The organism is Pseudomonas chlororaphis subsp. aurantiaca (assembly GCF_013466605.1).
GTDB lineage: Bacteria > Pseudomonadota > Gammaproteobacteria > Pseudomonadales > Pseudomonadaceae > Aquipseudomonas > Aquipseudomonas chlororaphis_I.
Genome location: NZ_CP059162.1, coordinates 2647089 through 2663997 on the forward strand (window position 1 = coordinate 2647089; position 16909 = coordinate 2663997).

The following is a 16909-nucleotide window of genomic DNA, read 5'->3' on the forward strand; positions in this document are numbered from 1 at the left end:
GCTCTTGAGATCCTTGAAGGCCCTGCGGGCCTTATCGCAGCCTGCGGCAGCGGTTACAAGGGACGGGGTGTTGCCTCCCGGTGTGGCGTTTTACAGATGCAAGGCGTGGCCCAGGGCCCGCAATGCCGCTTCCTGCACCGCCTCGCCCAGGGTCGGATGGGCGTGGATGGTGCCGGCGATATCTTCCAGGCGCGCCCCCATTTCCAGGGACTGGCCGAAGGCCGTGGACAGTTCGGACACGCCGACGCCCACCGCCTGCCAGCCGACAATCAGGTGATTGTCACGGCGTGCCACCACCCGCACGAAACCGTTTTTCGATTCCAGGGTCATGGCGCGGCCGTTGGCGGCGAACGGGAAGCTCGAGACGATGCAATCCAGGCCGGCGGCCTTGGCCTCGTCCGGGGTCTTGCCGACCACCACCAGTTCCGGGTCGGTGAAGCACACCGCGGCAATGGCCGTCGGGTTGAATTCCCGGTGGTGGCCGGCGATCAGCTCGGCGACCATCTCGCCCTGGGCCATGGCCCGGTGCGCGAGCATCGGTTCGCCGGCGAGGTCGCCGATGGCCCAGACATTGCGCATGCTGGTCTGGCAACGCTGGTCGATGCGGATGGCCGAGCCGTTCATGTCCAGGTTCAGCGCTTCGAGGTTCCAGCCCTGGGTGTTCGGCTTGCGCCCGACCGCCACCAGCACCTGATCGGTTTCCAGCTTCAGGCTGTCGCCGTTCGGGTCGCGCACCTGCAAGGTGTGGGTCGCGGCATCGAAACCTTCGACGCTGTGCTTGAGGTAGAGCTTGATCCCCAGTTGTTTCACCGATTCGAGCACCGGTTGGGTCAGTTCGGCGTCATAGGCCGGCAGGATGCGCTCCTGGGCCTCGACCACGCTGACTTCGGCGCCAAGCTTGCGGTAGGCGATGCCCAGCTCCAGGCCGATGTAACCGCCGCCGACCACGATCAGGCGCTTGGGCAGGGCCTTGGGCGCCAGGGCTTCGGTGGAGGAGATGATCGGCCCGCCAAGCGGCAGCATCGGCAGGTTGACGCTTTTCGAGCCGGTGGCCAGCAGCAGGTGCTCGCACTGGATGCGGGTGTCGGCGCCTTCGATTTCCACGGTCTTGCCGTCGATGACTTTGGCCCAGCCATGGATCACCTGGACCTTGTGCTTTCTCAGCAGGGCGGCGACGCCGGTGGTCAGGCGGTCGACGATGCCGTCTTTCCATTCCACGCTCTTGCCGATGTCCAGGGTCGGCGCCGAGACATTGATGCCCAGGGCCGCGCCCTGGCTGTGGTGCCGGGTCTGCTGGAACTGTTCGGCGACATGGATCAGCGCCTTGGACGGGATGCAGCCGATGTTCAGGCAGGTACCGCCCAGCGCCTGGCCTTCCACCAGGATGGTCGAGATGCCCAGCTGGCCGGCACGGATCGCCGCCACATAACCGCCAGGGCCACCGCCGATGATCAGCAATGTAGTGTTCAGGGTTTGTTGCATGGGTTACTCCAGAAACAGACTGGCGGGTTGTTCGAGCAGGCCGCGAATGGCCTGGATGAAGAGCGCCGCGTCCATGCCGTCGACCACCCGGTGATCGAAGGAGCTGGAGAGGTTCATCATCTTGCGGACCACGATCTGGCCTTTGATCACCATCGGCCGTTCGACGATCTTGTTCACCCCGACGATCGCCACTTCCGGCAGGTTCAGCACCGGCGTGCTGACGATGCCGCCCAGGGCGCCGAGGCTGGTCAGGGTGATGGTCGAGCCGGACAGTTCATCGCGGGCCGCCTTGCCCGTGCGCGCGGCCGTGGCCAGGCGCGCGATTTCCGCGGCGCTGTCCCACAGGCTGCGGGCTTCGGCGTGGCGCACCACCGGCACCATCAGGCCGACGTCGCTTTGCGTGGCCACCCCGACATGCACCGCGCCGTGGCGGGTGATGACCTGGGCTTCGTCGTCGTAACGCGCGTTGATCTGCGGGAAGTCGCGCAGGGCCACGACCAGGGCCCGCACCAGGAACGGCAGCAGGGTCAGCTTGCCGCGGGTGGCGCCGTGTTTTTCATTGAGGTGCGCGCGCAGTTCTTCCACGGCGGTGACGTCGATTTCCTCGACATAACTGAAGTGGGCGGCGCGCTGGGTGGCTTCCTGCATGCGCTGGGCGATCTTGCGGCGCATGCCGATCACCGGGATCTGCTCCTCGTCGTGACGCTCGGCGTAGCCGGACGGCGCCGAGCCGCCATGGGCGCGCTGATTGCCCTGGGCCAGGTAGGCGTCCAGGTCTTCGTGGAGGATGCGTCCGGCCGGGCCGCTGCCCTGCACCAGGCGCAGCTGGATGCCCAGGTCCAGCGCATGCTTGCGCACGGCCGGGGAGGCCAGCGGGCGCTCGTCGGCGTCGCGGGCCACCGGCGCCTGTGGCGCGGGGCGGCACGCGGCGACGGGTTTGCTTTGCACCACTGGCGCGGCTTCGACCTTGGGCGCTGCTACTGCGGGTGCTGCTTCTTTAGTCGCCGGTTCCTTGACCAGCTGATCGGAGGCCTTGAGGTTGCCGGCGCCTTCGACCTCGATGCTGATCAACACACTGCCCACCGCCATCACTTCGCCGGGCTGGCCGCCCAGGGATAGGACCTTGCCGTGCACCGGGGAGGGGATATCCACCATGGCCTTGTCGGTCATGACGTCGGCCAGCACCTGGTCCTCGACCACCAGGTCGCCGACCTTGACGTGCCACTGCGCCAGTTCTACTTCTGCGATGCCTTCGCCGATGTCCGGCATCTTGATAACGTGCGTGCCCATTCAGACCTCCATGACCCGTTGCAAAGCCGCGCCCACTCGGGACGGGCCAGGGAAATACGCCCACTCCTGCGCGTGCGGGTAGGGGGTGTCCCAACCGGTCACACGCTCGATAGGCGCTTCCAGGTGGTGGAAGCAGTGTTCTTGCACCAACGACACCAGCTCGGCGCCGAACCCGCAGGTGCGGGTGGCCTCGTGGACCACCACGCAGCGGCCGGTCTTTTTCACCGACTTGACGATGGTCTCCAGGTCCAGCGGCCACAGGCTGCGCAGGTCGATGACCTCGGCGTCGATCCCGGTTTCCTCGGCGGCCGCTTGCGAGACATACACCGTGGTGCCGTAGGTCAGCACGGTGACGTCCTTGCCTGGCCGGGCGATGGCGGCGACATCGAGCGGCACCTTGTAGTAGCCGTCCGGCACCTGGGCCGACGGGTGTTTCGACCAGGGGGTTACCGGGCGGTCGTGGTGGCCGTCGAACGGGCCGTTGTACAGGCGCTTGGGCTCGAGGAAGATCACCGGGTCATCGTTTTCGATGGAGGCGATCAGCAGGCCCTTGGCGTCGTAGGGGTTGGACGGCATCACGGTGCGCAGGCCGCAGACCTGGGTGAACACCGCCTCGATGCTCTGGCTGTGGGTCTGGCCGCCGTAGATGCCGCCGCCGCAGGGCATGCGCAGGGTCAGCGGCGCGGTGAACTGGCCGGCGGAGCGATAACGCAGGCGCGCCGCTTCGGAAATGATCTGGTCCGTGGCCGGGTAGACGTAGTCGGCGAACTGGATTTCCGCCACCGGGCGCAGGCCGTAGGCACCCATGCCGACGGCGACGCCGACGATGCCGCTTTCCGAGATCGGGGTGTCGAACACCCGCGAGGTGCCGTACTTGGTCTGCAGGCCTTCGGTGCAACGGAACACACCGCCGAAATAACCGACGTCCTGGCCGAACACCACCACGTTGTCGTCACGCTCTAGCATCACATCCATGGCCGAGCGCAGGGCCTGGATCATGGTCATGGTGGTCGTGGTCATGGCGGTGTCCAACTGGATATTGTTGTTGTGGTCGTTCATGTCAGATTCCCAGTTGCTGGCGTTGGCGCTTGAGGTGCTCGGGCATTTCCTTGTACACGTCCTCGAACATGGTCGCGGCGCTGGGGATCTGCCCGCCGGCGAGGGTGCCGTACTGCTCGGCCTGTTTCTGCGCGGCGATGACTTCGGCTTCCAGTTCGGCGCTGACCGCGGCGTGTTCCTCTTCGGACCACTGGCCGATCTTGATCAGGTGCTGCTTGAGGCGGGCGATCGGGTCGCCGAGGGGGAAGTGGCTCCAGTCGTCGGCCGGACGGTACTTGGACGGATCGTCGGAGGTGGAGTGCGGGCCGGCGCGGTAGGTGACCCATTCGATCAGGGTCGGGCCGAGGTTGCGCCGGGCGCGTTCGGCGGCCCAGCGGGACGCGGCGTAGACCGCGATGAAGTCGTTGCCGTCCACCCGCAGCGAGGCGATACCGCAACCGACGCCGCGTCCGGCGAAGGTGGTGGCTTCACCGCCGGCGATGGCCTGGAAGGTGGAGATCGCCCACTGGTTGTTGACCACGTTGAGGATCACCGGCGCGCGGTACACGTGGGCGAAGGTCAGGGCGGTGTGGAAGTCCGACTCGGCGGTGGCGCCGTCGCCGATCCAGGCCGAGGCGATCTTGGTATCGCCCTTGATCGCCGAGGCCATGCCCCAGCCCACGCCCTGCACGAACTGGGTGGCCAGGTTGCCGGAGATGGTGAAGAAACCGGCTTCTTTCACCGAGTACATGATCGGCAGTTGGCGGCCCTTGAGCGGATCGCGCTCGTTGGACAACAGCTGGCAGATCATGTCCACCAGCGGCACGTCGCGGGCCATCAGGATGCTTTGCTGGCGGTAGGTGGGGAAGCACATGTCGTCGATGTTCAACGCCAGGGCCTGGGCGCTGCCGATGGCCTCCTCGCCGAGGCTCTGCATGTAGAACGACATCTTCTTCTGGCGCTGGGCGACCACCATGCGGTTGTCGAAGATCCGCGTCTTGAGCATGGCGCGCATGCCCTGGCACAGGACCTCGCCGGGCACCTCTTCGGCCCATTCGCCCAGGGCATTGCCCTGGTCGTCGAGCACGCGAATCAGGCCACGGGCCAGGTCGGCGGTGTCAGCGGGTTCTACATTGATTGGGGGTTTGCGCACCGTGCCAGCGTCGGTCAGACGCAGGTAGGAGAAGTCGGTTTTGCAACCGGGACGGCCTGAGGGTTCAGGCACGTGCAGGCGCAGCGGTTCGTACGCTTGGGTCATGGCTTGTCTACGCTCGATCTTGTGAATTTCTTGTAGTGGGCGCGCTTAGCTGACAGTCATTCTTTGGGTAAAAGAAATCTTGTCCTACAACAATCATAGGCCGGGCCACGGAGAATATTTATCTCTGTTTCGTTGCGCTAAAGATGATTTGCAGATAAAAAATCTGCATAAACATAAAAAACAGGTTGATTTGTCTCATGCGCAAACTGGACCGTACCGACATCGGCATTCTCAACAGCCTCCAGGAGAACGCCCGCATCACCAACGCCGACCTCGCCCGTTCGGTGAACCTTTCGCCCACCCCGTGCTTCAACCGCGTGCGCGCCATGGAGGAGTTGGGGTTGATCCGCGAGCAGGTGACCCTGCTGGATGCCGACCTGCTGGGGCTGCACGTCAATGTGTTCATTCACGTCAGCCTGGAGAAGCAGGTGGAAGAAGCGTTGCAGCACTTCGAAGAGGCCATCGCCGACCGCCCGGAAGTCATGGAGTGCTACCTGATGGCCGGCGATCCGGACTACCTGATCCGCGTGCTGGTGCCGACCATCCAGGCCCTGGAGCGCTTCATGATGGACTTCCTGACCAAGGTGCCCGGCGTGGCCAATATCCGTTCCAGCTTCGCCCTCAAGCAGGTGCGCTACAAGACCGCGCTGCCGTTGCCGGTCAATGGGTTGACCCTGGGTTCCTGAGGTTCATGCGGCGACTTCGCTCGCTGGCGGTTGGCGCGGCCTGAAGTCCCGATCCCCCGGGCTTGACCCTTATCAACACGGCTTTCGCGGTTCCGGGTCATCCTTGCGGCCTTTGCAATGGAACAGGAACAGGCCCATGACCCAGCCTCTGACAACGGCGCCCGCGACCAAGGCCGTATTACCGATTGGCTTGCTGATCGCCGTGCTGGCGATGGTCGGGGTGCTGCTCCTGCCACTGCCCGCCGACCTGCCGGTGGTGGGGCACCGGATGCTGGCGATCCTCGCGTTCGCGGTGGTGGTGTGGATCAGCGAGGCGGTGTCCTACGAGGCCAGCGCGATCATGATCACCGCGCTGATCGCCTTCCTGGTCGGCACCGCGCCGACCCTGCAGGACCCGACCCAGCTCTACGGCAGCTCGGCGGCCATCGGCCTGGCCCTGACCGGTTTCTCCAACCCGGCCCTGGCCCTGGTCACCGGCGCTTTGTTCATCGCCGCCGCCATGACCCACACCGGCCTGGACCGCCGTATCGCCCTGGTGACCCTGACCCGGGTCGGCACCAGCACCCGGCGCATTCTCCTCGGCGCCGTCGCCGTGACCATCCTCCTGAGCCTGCTGGTGCCTAGCGCCACCGCGCGCAGTGCCTGTGTGGTGCCGATCATGATGGGGGTGATTGCCGCGTTCGGCGTCGACAAGCGCTCCAACATCGCCGCCGGCCTGATGATCGTGGTCGCCCAGGGCACCAGCATCTGGAACGTCGGCATCCAGACCGCCGCTGCGCAGAACCTGCTGACCGTAGGCTTCATGGACAAGATGCTCGGCCAGCGGGTGGCCTGGCTCGACTGGCTGATCGCCGGGGCGCCCTGGGCGGTGATCATGTCCCTGGTGCTGCTGTGGCTGGTGCTGAAACTGCTGCCGCCGGAAACCGACAGCATCCCAGGCGGCAAGGAAGCGGTGGCCCAATCCCTGGCGGACATCGGGCCCATGACCGGTCCGCAGAAGCGCCTGCTGGCCGTGTCCTTGCTGCTGCTCCTGGCCTGGTCCACCGAAGGCAAGCTGCATCCGTTCGACACCACGACCACCACCTACGCCGGCCTGGTGATCCTGCTGCTGCCACGCATCGGCATCATGACCTGGAAGGATGTGCAGGCGCGGATTCCCTGGGGCACGGTGATCGTCTTCGGCGTTGGTATCAGCCTCGGTTCGGCGCTGCTCAGCACCCAGGCCGGGCAATGGCTGGGTGTCCAGGTGGTGACCCACACCGGCCTCGACCAGGTGGGGCCGCTGGCGGTGTTCGCGATTCTCGCGGCATTCCTGATCCTGATTCACCTGGGATTTGCCAGCGCCACGGCACTGACCTCGGCCTTGCTGCCGATCCTGATCGCTGTGTTGCAGACCCTGCCGGGCGAGTTCAGCCGGCTGGGGATGACCATGCTCCTGGGGTTTGTCGTCAGCTACGGTTTTATCCTGCCGATCAACGCGCCGCAGAACATGGTCTGCCTGGGTACCGAGACCTTCACCGCCCGGCAGTTCGCCAAGGTCGGGCTGCTGGTGACCCTGGTGGGCTACCTGTTGATGCTGGTGTTCGCCATGACCTGGTGGAAGTGGCTGGGCTGGCTCTAGTCCAGCCTCCAGGGGGCGCATGGCTGCACCGGCGCCCTCGACTCACAGCCAGCCGCTGAATATCGGGGTGACGCTGCCGGCCAGCCGCACCTTGCCCTGGCCGTCCCAACTGACGGTGACCGGGCCGCCGTCGCACAACACCCGGACCGGGCTGTCCAGCAGGCCGCGGCGTATGCCGTTGACCGCCGCGCCGCAGGAGCATGAGCCGGAGCCCAAGGGGATGGCGCCGTTGCGTTCCCAGATGCGCAGGCGAAGGGTCTGGCGGTCGATGACCTGGACGAAATGCACATTGGTCTTCTGCGGGAACAGCGGATGCGCCTCGATCTGCGGGCCCAGTGTCGCCACGTCGATGGCGTGCAGGTCCTCGACGAAAAACGTGCAGTGCGGGTTGCCCATGCTGCACGCCGCCGGCTCGCCGGGCAGGGCCAGGGCCAGGCTGTCGAGGGCCGTCGCCAAAGGAATCTCCTGCCAGGCGAATTGCGGCACACCCATCTCCACCGACACCGACTGATCGTCCAGGCGCAGGCAGTGCTGGATGCCGCGGACGGTCTTCACCCGCACCGAGTCCTCACCGCTTTCGCGCATCAGCAGGTCGGCCGCGCCGCGGGTGGCGCTGCCGCAGGTGCTCAGGCTGGAACCATCGGCATTCCAGAAGGTCAGTTGCGCCGCTGTCTCGGGGCAATGGCTGAGCACCACCAGTTGATTGAAACCCACGCCGCGATAGCGGTCGCCCAGGGTCCTGGCCAGCTCGCCGGTGATCGGGTTGTCGCGCCCACGGGCATCGACCAGCATGAAGTCGTCGCCATTGGCATGCAGCTTCTGAAAGGACAGGGGCATTGCGGGGCTCCGCGGGAGGCACAGGTGACGGCCGATTCTAGGGGGCGAGCAGCGGCAATGATAGGCAGGGCCTGTGGCGGATTTGCATCAGCGCCAGGGGTATTTCGTCAGGCTGCCGGCAGTGGGCTGAAAAAATCCTCTGCGCCGTGATTAGCTTTGCATAAAGTTCGTCAATCGAGCCCGGCAGTGTGCCTGGAGCCCGAGGTTTTCCGGCACACTGCCGGGCAACCCGGAATAACTCTGGATCGTCCGCCATTCGGGCGGACATGGAACAAGGTCAGCGAATGGCAAGGTCACTGAATGGATAGCTACGCCCCGCGCAACTGGCAACCCCACGAAAAGCCCAGCTTGCCCGGTTCCCCCTCGACGCCGCTGCACCCCACCCACAAGCGCCTGGCCTATGCCCTGGTCGGTCTGCTGGTGGCGATCACCGGCGGCCTCGGCAACTCCCTGGTGGTCGCCAACCTGCCGTATCTGCAAGGAGCGCTGGGCGCGACCACGGCGGAAATGGCCTGGTTGCCGGCGGCCTACGTGATGACCAACGTCTCGATGAACCTGCTGCTGGTGAAGTTTCGCCAGCAGTTCGGCCTGCGCGCCTTTACCGAGGTGTTCCTGGTGCTCTATGCGCTGGTGACCTTCGGCCACCTGTTCGTCAACGACCTGAGCTCGGCCATCGCCGTGCGCGCGGCCCACGGCATGGTCGGCGCGGCCCTGAGTTCCCTGGGCCTGTACTACATGGTCCAGGCGTTCCCGGCCAAGTGGCGGATGAAAGCCCTGGTGCTGGGGCTGGGGGCCTCGCAACTGGCCTTGCCCCTGGCGCGGCTGTTTTCCGAAGACCTGCTGCAGATCGCCGAATGGCGCGGCTTGTACCTGTTCGAGCTGGGGCTGGCGATGGCGTCCCTGGGCTGCGTGTTCCTGCTCAAGCTGCCGCCCGGCGACCGTTTTCGCACCTTCGAAAAACTCGATTTCCTGACCTTCGCCATCCTTGCCAGCGGCGTCGCGCTGCTGTGCGCGGTGCTGTCCCTGGGGCGCATCGACTGGTGGCTGGAAGCGCCGTGGATCGGCTACGCCAGTGCCGGTTCCATCGTGCTGATCCTCGCCGGGCTGGCCATCGAACATAACCGCAGCAACCCGATGCTGATGACCCGCTGGCTGGGCAGCGGGGCGGCGATCCGCCTGGCCCTGGCGGTGATCCTGATCCGCATGGTGCTGTCCGAGCAGTCCACCGGCGCCGTGGGCTTTCTCCAGGCGCTGAACATGAGCAGCCAGCAGATGCGCCTGCTGTATGGGGTGATGCTGCTGGGCAGCATCGCGGGTCTGGCCACCAGCGCCCTGACCATCAACCCGGCGCACCTGTTCATGCCGCTGGTCATCTCCCTGGCGCTGATGGCCGTGGGCTCGGTGATGGACAGCTTCTCCAGTAACCTCACGCGCCCGGCCAACATGTATGTCAGCCAGTTCCTGCTGGCCTTCGGCGGGACCTTCTTTCTCGGCCCGACCATGGTCCTGGGCACGCGCAACGTGCTGACCAACCCGCGCAACCTGGTGAGCTTCTCGGTGCTGTTCGGCATCTGCCAGAACCTCGGTGGGCTGATCGGTTCGGCGCTGCTGGGGACCTTCCAGATCGTCCGCGAGAAATACCACTCCAGCCATATCGTCGAGCAACTGGTGATGATGGACCCGCGGGTGCTGGGCCGGGTGCAGAGCGGCGGGGCGGCCGTCGGCAGGAAGATCGCCGACCCGCAGGCGCGCGAGCTGCAAGGCATCCGCAGCCTGGCCAGCGCCGCCACCCGCGAAGCCAACGTGCTGGCCTACAACGATGTGTTCATGCTGATCGCGGTGATCGCCGTGCTGACCATGATCTGGATCTTCATTCGCAGCCTGTGGCTGATGAGCACGACCAAGGCGGTCGCGCCCGCCACTTCAACCCCAGCCACGACTCCCGTCCAACCCAGCGGTGCCATTTCTTCATGACCGAACCGACCATCACCACCACCAACGCCATTGCCTCGACGCCGGAAGGCAGCGCGCCGCCCTCGATGCCGATCACCGAGCCGCGTTCGCTGCGGGTGCGGATCATTTCGTCCCTGGGGTTCGCCGCGATCGCCATCAGCGGCGTGCTGGTCGTGCTCTATGCCTGGCAGCTGCCGCCGTTCAGCAGCGCCATCGAAAGTACCGAGAACGCCCTGGTGCGGGGCCAGGTGACGATCATCGGGCCGCAGCTCAGCGGTTATGTGTTCGAGGTGCCGGTGCAGGACTTCCAGTTCGTCAAGGCCGGCGACCTGCTGGTGCGCCTCGACGACCGCATCTACAAGCAGCGCCTGGAGCAGTCCCTGGCCCAGCTGGCGTCGCAGAAGGCGGCCCTGGCCAATGTGGTGCAGCAACGCAACAGCGCCGAAGCCACCATCAAGCTGCGCCAGGCGGCGCTGGCCGACAGCCAGGCCCAGGCGCGCAAGAGCGCCGCCGACCTGCGCCGCAACCAGGAACTGATCGCCGACGGTTCGGTGTCCCAGCGTGACCTGGACGTGACCCGCGCCGCCAACGCCCAGACCCTCGCCGCGGTGGCCCAGGCCCAGGCGCAGCTGGACATCGCCCGCCAGGACCTGCAGACGGTGATCGTCAATCGTGGTTCGCTGGAGGCCGCGGTGGCCAATGCCGAGGCGGCGGTGCAACTGGCGCGGATCGACCTGTCCAACACCCGGGTCACCGCGCCGCGCGATGGCCAGCTGGGGCAGATCGGCGTGCGCCTGGGGGCCTACGTCAACTCCGGTGCGCAGCTGATGGCGCTGGTGCCGAACCAGCTGTGGGTGATCGCCAACATGAAGGAAACCCAGATGGACAACATCCGCGTCGGCCAGCCCGCAAGCTTCACCGTCGATGCGCTTGGCCACCGCAAATTCCACGGCCATGTGCAGCGCATCTCGCCGGCCACCGGCTCGGAGTTCGCCTTGTTGCAGGCCGACAACGCCACCGGCAACTTCGTCAAGATCGCCCAGCGGATACCGGTGCGTATCACCGTCGACCCCGACCAGGCAGAAAGCGAACGCCTGCGCCCGGGGATGTCGGTGGTGGTGAGTATCGATACGGCAGCGGAAGGGGATACCCGGGTCGAATGACCCGACGCTTCTGTAGCCGCTGCCGAGTCCCAGCGAGGCTGCGATCGGCTTGGGAGGCACTCCGACGCAGCAGACGCCAAACCAGGCACCGCGCAGAGTCAGTTACACCACGCCGCCAGGTCTACGGGACTGTGCCCCGATCGCAGCCTCGCCAGGGCTCGGCGGCGGCTACAGGGGGCGGTGAGAGATGGCAGGGTTCAGGCGGTGAGGGGCGGCAGGGTGCCGAGCAGGGACACGGCCGCCACCGCGGCGATCCCCAGCAGCCACTCCAGCAGCACGCTACGGCGCAGGGTGCCCAGGCGCTGCTGGCAATCCTCGATCCGCAGGCGGTTGAACAGGGCCAGGGCGAACATGCCGCACACCAGCAGCACCTTGATCAGCAGGATCAGGGCAAAGCCGGACAGCAAGGGTGTCGGCCACAACTGCCCGGTCAGGACCCGCACATTGATCAGGCCGCTGAGGCTCAGCCCGGCCACCAGCCCATAACCGACCCCGCTGAAACGCCGCAACAACTGGCCCAGCGGTTGGCCATCCGGCTGCCGCAGGATCATCAGCAACACCAGCAAACCGCCGAGCCACAGGCTGACGCAGCCCAGGTGGACGATCTGGTTGAGGATCAGCAGCTGGCCGCCGAGACCGTCGAGCATGGCGCTGTGGCCCACCGGGGCGAGGGTGGCCAGCAGCAGGGCGGCGAGGATCAGCCGTAGCGCCAGCCGCTCACCCAGGCGGGTCAGCAGCAAAACCACCAGCGCGGCATTGAGCAGCAGGTGCCAGCTCCACACCTGGCCGAAAAAGGTCTTGCCCAGCACCCGTCGCAGGGCGGCCGGGTCCAGGGCCGCGGCGCCGCTGCCGGCCATGCTGGCGGTGATCAGCAGCAACCAGCAGACGCCCGTGGCCAGGGCGATCCCGGCCAGCCAGCGGCCGAGTCGGGTCAGGTTGCGATCCAGTGCGGCACAGGGCTCGCTCCCCAACAGCAGGGGCCTGAACACCCAGGCCCCGAACAGCAAAAGGACTGCCGCGAAATGTACGAAGCGGCAGAGCACCAACAGGGTCGACATTGGTTACTGGCCGACCTTGAAGCTGTAGCTGCCTTCGCTCTTGTGGGTATCGACCGACACCGCGTGCCACTCGACCTTGTAGGCGCCCGCCGCCAGCGCCGCCGCCGGGGTCACGATCAGGGTCTTCTTGTCTGCGCCTTCGGTGGCCAGGGCCTTGACGGCGACCGCCGCGCCATCCTTGCTCAGGCTGACTTGGGTGAAGGCCGCCTCGACCCCTTCGGAGAACACCAGGCGCAGTTCGCTCGGCGCGCTCACCGTGCTGTCGGCGGCCGGGGTTTGGCTTTGCAGGTGGGCATGGGCGAAGGCCGAGGAGGCGGCGACGAGAGAGGCCAGCAGGGCGCTGGCGGTCAGCAGTTTTTTCAGCATGTGAAATACCTGTTCAATGAGTGTCGGGTCGTCGCTGCGCCGATGAGTATAAGGACTGCGGCAGGGTCGCTGGATGAAACATCGGCGCGCTGTTCAAGGGGTTTGCAGGCGCATATGGATGATCGGGAACGGCCGGCCCTGGCCATCGGTTTCCGAGCGGCCGACATCTTCGAAACCGTAGTGCCGATAAAAACCATGGGCCTGGGGGTTCTGTTCGTTGACGTCGACACTGAGCCGAGGATGGCGGCTGCGCACGTGGTCCAGCAGTTGCCGGCCAACGCCCTGGCCACGGCGGGCCGGTTCGATAAACAGCATTTCCACCTTTTCGCCGGCGCTGGCGATAAAACCGACCGGGGTGCCGTCGTCGTCCTCCAGCAGCCAGACCTCGAGGGCCGGCAGGTAGGTGTCGCGCACCAGGGGGTAGAGCAGTTGGATATCGTCTTCGCTAATGAAGTCGTGGGTGGCCCGCACCGAGCGGTCCCACAGGGCGGCGAGCTGCGGATCGTCCGCGGGCCAGCGTTTTCGAATGTGCATGAGCATGATCCATGGCGGCGTTGCAGGATGGCCGAAACCCTCAGGGTTCGGCGGCGAAAGTCCTGCCTGCATGTCCGTGTCGCGAATCAACGCCTGGACGGAACACTTCAGGTGCCTGGGAAGAAGGCGGGAAGGATCCTAACCAATCGTTTTTGCCGCGCAAAGCCAGGTTCAGGAAGTTTCGTTTTTGTACGAAGGCCAATGGTAGTCTTGCAGCAGACTGTTTTCAGGGAGCCCATATGGGCAATCACAAGATCGAGATCCGTCGCAGCAACGTCGAGAAGATCCTCCTGGCGGCGGAAAAGGTATTCGCCGAAAAAGGCTTCAGCGGCACCGCCATGGCCGATATCGCCGCCGAGGTGCAGTTGCCGCGCTCCAACCTGCATTACTACTTCAGCACCAAGAGCGAGCTGTACAGCGCGGTGCTGCTGGAGCTGCTTGAACTGTGGAAACAGGACGCCCTGTGCTTCGAGATGTTCGACGACCCGCGGGTGGTGCTCAGCAGCTACATCCGCGCCAAGATGAACCATTCCCGCAGCCGGCCCTATGGCTCGAAAGTCTGGGCCAACGAAATCATCCACGGCGCGCCGACCCTGGGCGAGGCGCTGGACGCCAGCCTGTACGACTGGGCGAAGATGAAGGAAGCGAAGATCCGCCAGTGGGTCGAAGACCAACGCATCCTGCCGGTGGAACCGTCGAGCCTGCTGTACATGATCTGGGCCTCGACCCAGCACTACGCCGACTTCGACCACCAGATCATGATCATCAACGAACACCAGCCGCTGTCGGACATGCAGTTCGAAAAGGCGGTGCAGACGGTGACCAGCGTGATTTTGCGCGGGATTGGGCTTGAGCCTTAGGCGTCCCTGAGATTGCTATCGCGGGCAAGCCTCGCTCCTACAGAAGCATGCGGTCTTCTTCTGTAGGAGCGAGGCTTGCCCGCGATGACGTCGGTGCGGTTAAACCGCCTCGCGATACGGATTGCGCGGATCATGCTGCCAGTCGAGGAACGGCTTGCCGGTGTCCTGGGGCACCATCTCGATGCAGTCCTGCACCGGGCAGGTGATCTGGCACAGGTTGCAGCCCACGCATTCGGCGTCGATCACCTCATATTTATGCGTACCGTCGGCCTGCCTGAGGCTGGCGATGGCCTGGTGCGAGGTGTCTTCGCAGGCGATATGGCAGCGGCCGCAACCGATGCAGGCGTCCTGGTCGATCCTGGCGATCACCTGGTAATTGATATCCAGGTACTTCCAGTCGGTGGTGTTGCCCACGGCCTTGCCGGAAAACTGCTGCAGGTTGCTGTAGCCCTGGCTGTCCATCCACCGCGACAGGCCGTCCTTCATCTCCTCGACAATGCGGAAACCATGGAGCATCGCCGCCGTGCACACCTGCACCGCGCCGCAGCCCAGGGCGACGAATTCCGCGGCGTCGCGCCAGGTGCCGATGCCGCCGATACCGCAGATCGGCAGGCCCTGGGTCTGCGGGTCGCGGGCGATCTCGGCGACCATGTTCAGGGCAATCGGCTTGACCGCCGAGCCGCAGTAGCCGCCGTGGGTGCTCTGGCTGCCGACCATGGGATTGGCGACCATGCGTTCCAGGTCGACGCTGGTGATCGAGTTGATGGTATTGATCAGCGACACCGCGTCGGCGCCGCCGCGATGGGCCGCGCGGGCGGCCATGCGGATGTCGGTGATGTTCGGCGTCAGCTTGACGATCACCGGCAGCGAGCACCAGGTCTTGCACCAGCGGGTCACCTGTTCCACGTACTCCGGCACCTGGCCGACCGCCGCGCCCATGCCGCGTTCCGGCATGCCGTGGGGGCAGCCGAAGTTCAGCTCGATGCCGTCGGCGCCGGTGGCTTCCACCAGCGGCAGGATGTTTTTCCACGACTCCTCGACGCAGGGCACCATCAGCGACACGATCAGCGCGCGGTCCGGCCAGTCCTTCTTGACCTGGGTGATTTCCCTGAGGTTGATCTCCAGGGAGCGGTCGGTGATCAGTTCGATATTGTTGATGCCCAGCACTTCGCGGTTGGCGCCGAAGTGCGCCGAGTAGCGTGACGACACGTTGACCGCCGCCGGGTCCTCGCCCAGGGTTTTCCAGACCACGCCGCCCCAGCCGGCCTCGAAGGCGCGGACCACGTTGTAGGCCTTGTCGGTCGGCGGCGCGGAGGCCAGCCAGAATGGGTTGGGGGCCTTGATACCGGCGAACACAATCGAGAGATCGGCCATTTACGCAGCCTCCACGTTGAGCATGAGTTGGGCATGCATGGCTTCGGCGGCCCGCTTGCCGTGTTGCACCGCCTGGACGGTGAGGTCCTGGCCGAGGTTGACGCAGTCGCCGCCGGCATACACCCCGGGGATGCTGGTGCGCAGTTGCTCGTCGACCTCGATGCGCTCGCCGGCGCGCTTGAGTTCGCGGGCCAGCGGGTCGCCCAGGGCGGCGCCGTCGAACGCCTGGCCGATGGCCTTGAAGATCGCGTCGGCGGCCAGTTCGAAGGTTTCCCCGGTGGTTTGCAGGCGGCCCTCCACCAGGCGGGTGCGGGCGAAGCGCATGCCGCGCACCCGGCCCTGGGCGTCCAGCAGTACTTGCTCGGGCGCGGCCCAGGTCAGCAGGCGCACCTGATTGGCCTTGGCGATGTCCTGTTCATGTCGAGTGGCGCCCATGTCCTCGACGCCGCGGCGGTACACCAGGTTGACATCGCGGGCGCCGAGGCGGGCCATCTGCACCGCCATGTCGATCGCCGTGTTGCCGGCTCCGAGGACGATGCAGTGGTCGGCCAGGGGCAGTTGGGTAAGGTCTTCGGCCTGGCGCAGCTCACGGATGTACTCGGTGGCGGCCAGCAGGCCGGGGGCGTCCTCATGGGGCAGGCCCAGCTGTTTGCTGGCGGCCAGGCCCAGGCCGAGGAACACCGCGTCGAACTGCTGGTGCAGGTCGGTGAGGCTCAGGTTGTCGCCGAGTTTCTGCCCGTGGCGGATCTCGATGCCGCCGATCTGCAGCAGGAAATCCAGCTCCTTCTGCGCGAAGTCGTCCACCAGCTTGTATTTGGCGATCCCGTATTCGTTGAGGCCGCCGGCTTTCTCCCGGGCCTCGAAAATCACCACCTCATGGCCGTGCATGGCGCAGCGGTGGGCACAGGACAGGCCCGCCGGCCCGGCGCCGACCACGGCGATGCGCTTGCCGGTGGCGGCGGCGCGCTGGAACGGGTGCTGGCTGAAGTGTGCGTTGTCCACTGCATAACGCTGCAACAGGCCGATCAGCACTGGCGCGCATTCCTGGGCGTTGTTGCGCACGCAGGCCTGCTGGCACAGGATCTCCGTCGGGCACACCCGGGCGCAGCTGCCGCCGAGGATATTGGCCGAGAGAATCTTCTGCGCCGCGCCCTGGACGTTGTCGGTGTGGATATGGCGAATGAACGAGGGAATGTCGATCTCGCTGGGGCAGGCGTTGACGCACGGCGCGTCGTAGCAATACAGGCAGCGCGAGGCTTCCAGGTGCGCCTGGCGGTCGTTGAGCGGCGGCGCCAGGTCGCTGAAATGGCCGGCGAGGGTGGCCGCATCCTCCTGGGGATGGGGCAAGTGGTTCAGGGTCTTGATCACGGTTCTGGCCTCACGGTTTTT

The 16909-nt window shown here is 65.8% G+C and carries 15 protein-coding genes; 5 read left to right on the forward strand and 10 right to left on the reverse strand.

Going from position 1 to position 16909, the window contains the following annotated elements:
* Positions 1 to 90: 90 nt before the first annotated feature.
* From lpdA to H0I86_RS12310, 4 genes are read right to left on the reverse strand one after another with little or no spacing between them, the layout of a single operon-like run.
* Complete coding sequence (gene lpdA / locus H0I86_RS12295) at positions 91 to 1482, reverse strand: dihydrolipoyl dehydrogenase (protein WP_180925215.1); 1392 nt, start codon at positions 1480 to 1482, stop codon at positions 91 to 93.
* A 3-nt stretch (positions 1483 to 1485) separates the two neighbouring features.
* On the reverse strand, positions 1486 to 2772 hold the full coding sequence (locus H0I86_RS12300) for a dihydrolipoamide acetyltransferase family protein (protein WP_180925216.1): 1287 nt from the start codon (positions 2770 to 2772) through the stop codon (positions 1486 to 1488).
* Positions 2773 to 3831 carry an alpha-ketoacid dehydrogenase subunit beta gene (locus tag H0I86_RS12305; protein WP_180925217.1) on the reverse strand — a complete coding sequence of 353 codons (1059 nt, stop codon included), beginning with the start codon at positions 3829 to 3831 and terminating at the stop codon, positions 2773 to 2775.
* 1 nt (position 3832) lies between these two features.
* Positions 3833 to 5068 carry a 3-methyl-2-oxobutanoate dehydrogenase (2-methylpropanoyl-transferring) subunit alpha gene (locus tag H0I86_RS12310; RefSeq protein ID WP_180925218.1) on the reverse strand — a complete coding sequence of 412 codons (1236 nt, stop codon included), beginning with the start codon at positions 5066 to 5068 and terminating at the stop codon, positions 3833 to 3835.
* A gap of 197 nt (positions 5069 to 5265) precedes the next feature.
* Between H0I86_RS12310 and bkdR the strand changes: the two genes are divergently transcribed.
* On the forward strand, positions 5266 to 5754 hold the full coding sequence (gene bkdR, locus H0I86_RS12315) for a Bkd operon transcriptional regulator BkdR (RefSeq protein ID WP_180925219.1): 489 nt from the start codon (positions 5266 to 5268) through the stop codon (positions 5752 to 5754).
* Positions 5755 to 5890: 136 nt separating this feature from the next.
* The gene (locus tag H0I86_RS12320) at positions 5891 to 7375 is read left to right on the forward strand and encodes a DASS family sodium-coupled anion symporter (protein WP_180925220.1); all 1485 of its coding nucleotides are present in this window, start codon (positions 5891 to 5893) and stop codon (positions 7373 to 7375) included.
* 42 nt (positions 7376 to 7417) lie between these two features.
* Here the strand turns inward: H0I86_RS12320 and dapF are convergent, their stop codons facing one another.
* Positions 7418 to 8212 carry a diaminopimelate epimerase gene (gene dapF / locus H0I86_RS12325; protein ID WP_180925221.1) on the reverse strand — a complete coding sequence of 265 codons (795 nt, stop codon included), beginning with the start codon at positions 8210 to 8212 and terminating at the stop codon, positions 7418 to 7420.
* A 300-nt stretch (positions 8213 to 8512) separates the two neighbouring features.
* Between dapF and H0I86_RS12330 the strand changes: the two genes are divergently transcribed.
* Positions 8513 to 10186 (forward strand): MFS transporter, encoded by a 1674-nt coding sequence (locus tag H0I86_RS12330; RefSeq protein WP_180925222.1) that lies wholly within the window; start codon positions 8513 to 8515, stop codon positions 10184 to 10186.
* Entirely contained in the window at positions 10183 to 11328 is a 1146-nt protein-coding gene (locus H0I86_RS12335) for an HlyD family secretion protein (RefSeq protein ID WP_180925223.1), read from the forward strand. The genes H0I86_RS12330 and H0I86_RS12335 overlap by 4 nt, the downstream gene beginning before the upstream one ends.
* Positions 11329 to 11525: 197 nt before the next feature.
* On the opposite strand, the gene copD is transcribed toward H0I86_RS12335, so the two are convergent.
* The 3 genes from copD to H0I86_RS12350 form a co-directional block, all read right to left on the reverse strand.
* Complete coding sequence (copD, locus tag H0I86_RS12340) at positions 11526 to 12386, reverse strand: copper homeostasis membrane protein CopD (protein WP_180925224.1); 861 nt, start codon at positions 12384 to 12386, stop codon at positions 11526 to 11528.
* A 3-nt stretch (positions 12387 to 12389) separates the two neighbouring features.
* Positions 12390 to 12752: a copper homeostasis periplasmic binding protein CopC gene (copC, locus tag H0I86_RS12345; protein ID WP_180925225.1), complete on the reverse strand. Its 363-nt coding sequence runs from the start codon at positions 12750 to 12752 to the stop codon at positions 12390 to 12392.
* A gap of 93 nt (positions 12753 to 12845) precedes the next feature.
* The gene (locus tag H0I86_RS12350) at positions 12846 to 13286 is read right to left on the reverse strand and encodes an acetyltransferase (protein ID WP_180925226.1); all 441 of its coding nucleotides are present in this window, start codon (positions 13284 to 13286) and stop codon (positions 12846 to 12848) included.
* Between the two features lie 239 nt (positions 13287 to 13525).
* Between H0I86_RS12350 and H0I86_RS12355 the strand changes: the two genes are divergently transcribed.
* Positions 13526 to 14146 carry a TetR/AcrR family transcriptional regulator gene (locus H0I86_RS12355; protein WP_007922198.1) on the forward strand — a complete coding sequence of 207 codons (621 nt, stop codon included), beginning with the start codon at positions 13526 to 13528 and terminating at the stop codon, positions 14144 to 14146.
* Positions 14147 to 14245: 99 nt separating this feature from the next.
* Here the strand turns inward: H0I86_RS12355 and preA are convergent, their stop codons facing one another.
* Positions 14246 to 15520, reverse strand: coding sequence for an NAD-dependent dihydropyrimidine dehydrogenase subunit PreA (gene preA / locus H0I86_RS12360; protein ID WP_180925227.1), 1275 nt, complete (start codon positions 15518 to 15520; stop codon positions 14246 to 14248).
* The gene (locus H0I86_RS12365; RefSeq protein ID WP_180925228.1) at positions 15521 to 16888 is read right to left on the reverse strand and encodes an NAD(P)-dependent oxidoreductase; all 1368 of its coding nucleotides are present in this window, start codon (positions 16886 to 16888) and stop codon (positions 15521 to 15523) included.
* Between the last annotated feature and the right edge of the window lie 21 nt (positions 16889 to 16909).

What these genes read in the sequence shown, in the direction of transcription:
- H0I86_RS12350 (WP_180925226.1), bottom strand. Translation starts at nt 13,286, where the DNA reads ATGCACATTCGAAAACGCTGGCCCGCGGACGATCCGCAGCTCGCCGCC.
- copD (WP_180925224.1), bottom strand. Translation starts at nt 12,386, where the DNA reads ATGTCGACCCTGTTGGTGCTCTGCCGCTTCGTACATTTCGCGGCAGTC.
- H0I86_RS12335 (WP_180925223.1), top strand. Translation starts at nt 10,183, where the DNA reads ATGACCGAACCGACCATCACCACCACCAACGCCATTGCCTCGACGCCG.
- preA (WP_180925227.1), bottom strand. Translation starts at nt 15,520, where the DNA reads ATGGCCGATCTCTCGATTGTGTTCGCCGGTATCAAGGCCCCCAACCCA.
- H0I86_RS12320 (WP_180925220.1), top strand. Translation starts at nt 5,891, where the DNA reads ATGACCCAGCCTCTGACAACGGCGCCCGCGACCAAGGCCGTATTACCG.
- lpdA (WP_180925215.1), bottom strand. Translation starts at nt 1,482, where the DNA reads ATGCAACAAACCCTGAACACTACATTGCTGATCATCGGCGGTGGCCCT.
- H0I86_RS12310 (WP_180925218.1), bottom strand. Translation starts at nt 5,068, where the DNA reads ATGACCCAAGCGTACGAACCGCTGCGCCTGCACGTGCCTGAACCCTCA.
- copC (WP_180925225.1), bottom strand. Translation starts at nt 12,752, where the DNA reads ATGCTGAAAAAACTGCTGACCGCCAGCGCCCTGCTGGCCTCTCTCGTC.
- H0I86_RS12330 (WP_180925222.1), top strand. Translation starts at nt 8,513, where the DNA reads ATGGATAGCTACGCCCCGCGCAACTGGCAACCCCACGAAAAGCCCAGC.
- bkdR (WP_180925219.1), top strand. Translation starts at nt 5,266, where the DNA reads ATGCGCAAACTGGACCGTACCGACATCGGCATTCTCAACAGCCTCCAG.
- H0I86_RS12355 (WP_007922198.1), top strand. Translation starts at nt 13,526, where the DNA reads ATGGGCAATCACAAGATCGAGATCCGTCGCAGCAACGTCGAGAAGATC.
- H0I86_RS12300 (WP_180925216.1), bottom strand. Translation starts at nt 2,772, where the DNA reads ATGGGCACGCACGTTATCAAGATGCCGGACATCGGCGAAGGCATCGCA.
- dapF (WP_180925221.1), bottom strand. Translation starts at nt 8,212, where the DNA reads ATGCCCCTGTCCTTTCAGAAGCTGCATGCCAATGGCGACGACTTCATG.
- H0I86_RS12305 (WP_180925217.1), bottom strand. Translation starts at nt 3,831, where the DNA reads ATGAACGACCACAACAACAATATCCAGTTGGACACCGCCATGACCACG.